The organism is Solidesulfovibrio sp. C21, assembly GCF_047785625.1.
GTDB lineage: Bacteria > Desulfobacterota > Desulfovibrionia > Desulfovibrionales > Desulfovibrionaceae > Solidesulfovibrio.
This window is the reverse complement of the sequence record NZ_JBLODY010000158.1, coordinates 1-1,839: the sequence shown is the minus strand read 5'-3', so window position 1 is coordinate 1,839 and position 1,839 is coordinate 1. Positions and strand designations below refer to the sequence as shown.

General features: G+C 63.8%; 3 protein-coding genes. 1 reads left to right on the top strand and 2 read right to left on the bottom strand.

The features are described 5' to 3' along the window. Window positions 1-265: 265 nt before the first annotated feature. Entirely contained in the window at window positions 266-838 is a 573-nt protein-coding gene (locus ACMZ6R_RS20430; RefSeq protein WP_416114798.1) for a DUF2087 domain-containing protein, read from the top strand. Window positions 839-960: 122 nt separating this feature from the next. On the opposite strand, the gene ACMZ6R_RS20425 is transcribed toward ACMZ6R_RS20430, so the two are convergent. Further along, entirely contained in the window at window positions 961-1,455 is a 495-nt protein-coding gene (locus tag ACMZ6R_RS20425; RefSeq protein WP_416114797.1) for a hypothetical protein, read from the bottom strand. Window positions 1,456-1,523: 68 nt separating this feature from the next. Continuing rightward, the coding region (locus ACMZ6R_RS20420) for a hypothetical protein (protein WP_416114796.1) at window positions 1,524-1,839 on the bottom strand (316 nt) is incomplete at its 5' end.

Below are 1,839 nucleotides of genomic sequence, written 5' to 3'. Positions count from 1 at the left end.
GGAGGGGAGAGCGCGAGAGGGGAACCCTTTTTTCAAAAAGGGTTCCCCTCTCGCATTTCTTTTCCCGCCGGCACCCTTGCCATATGCGGCCGGGCGGAGTAAGGGGGCTGCTGCGGTCGGCAGTTCACCCAGGCGTCGCCGCCCCGTACGGGGAGCTAAACCTGCCACTTCCTCTTTCCGCGCTGACACCTTATCCGTGCCGCGTCGGAAGTCGGCGACCACCGACATCCCTTTTACGGACAGGCACGCTTGATAAGGATAAGCGATGTCCAGGACTGCCTTGCCTTTGGCTGTCGGCGACATAGCAGCTTTTGCCCGCGTGTTGCGCGTCAGAATCATGGAAAGCGAGACCGCGCCGAGCCATTTGGAGCTTCTCAACTGGCTGGCCCGGGCCGCAGGCTACAAGAATGTCCAGCACTTCCGGGCGACTGCCGCGCCCGCCGCCGTGCCGGTTTCCGAACCGCGCGCGCCCCAGCCCGAACCGGTTGACGAAAACCGGCTCAAACGCCTTGCCCGTCTTTACGATGCCGACGGGCGGCTTTTGCGCTGGCCATCCAAGCGCGGCATGCAGCTGACCTGCCTGTGGACGCTGTGGGCCGCTTTGCCGCCCAGGCGGGTTTTCGACGAACCGACCGTTACCGGGATTCTGGGCGCGGCGCACGCGTTCGGCGATCCGGTGCTGTTGCGCCGCGAACTGTGCGATCTGGGACTTCTCTGGCGTACGCCCGACTGCCGGGCCTATCGCCGCCTCGAGCGCCGTCCCCCGCCCGAGGCCCTGGCGCTCATTCGTCGGGTGCAGGCCGGGCACGGCCTTGCCCCGGCACCGGTCCGAGCATGATCCTCCGGAGGTAGACGCCGTATCCGCGACGCGTCCTTCTTCCCCGGCCTTCCATGAAAAACGCCCGGGACCGGCAACATAAACCGGTTCCGGGCGTTTTTTAACATCCGTTGCCCATGTCTTCAGGGTTTTTTGAGCTCGAAATAATCGCTCTGGTCGATGCCGGGAAAGGTGAACAGCACGGGCGTGCAGGTCCCCTGGCGGATGATGCGGAGCCGGCAGGGGAAGACCTTGCCCGGTGCGAGGCCGTATTTTTGCAGGAACCCCGGGCCGGGGGCCATGCCGTTGACGAGCGTCAGCGTATGCGTCCGGCCGGGCGTATAGAGCGGTTCGCCGGCAATCGGCGTATCCGGGGTAAACGTGTACGTCACGTCGAAGGCGGGATAGGGTGTGGGGATGCCGCCGGCTGCTGGTGTTTTGGCGGGGCGCGGGGTCACGGCGACGATGACCGCCTTGCCGGGAAAGTCCGCATAGGTGCAAGGACCGCCGACGCGGGTGGCGGCAACGCCAGCCAGGGCGATTGTCGGTTCGAAACACGGGGCGGCGAGCCAGGCGAAGGTCGAGGCAAAAGCCAAGGCCAGAGTCGGGATGGCCAGGGTGGCAGGTGTCCGCGCCATTGTTCCCCCTTCTTGGTTTTCAAAAAAAGAGGTTGAATAAAGCAGTATCGACTGGTTGGTGAGCCGGTTCATTGGATGGTTCGGCTGGCCGGTTGGATGGTTGGATGGTTGGATGGTTGGCCGGCGGGGGGCGGGGCGGCCGCATGCGGCGCATATTTGAAGAATACGCCTTCGCGTCCGCCCCGCCCCCCGTCGGCCCTGGCTGCCCGCCTCATGCCCGAGAGGGATTTTGTCGGTGGTTGCGCGGTTTGACTGTGCTGGCGCAACAGCATCCCTTTCTTTTCTTTTGTTGAAATGACTGTCCCTCCCGTTTCTCCCAAAATGAAGAAACGCTCCAGGACGTTTCGGATGGAACACGCGCCCCCTTCGAAAGTTTTTGAAGGG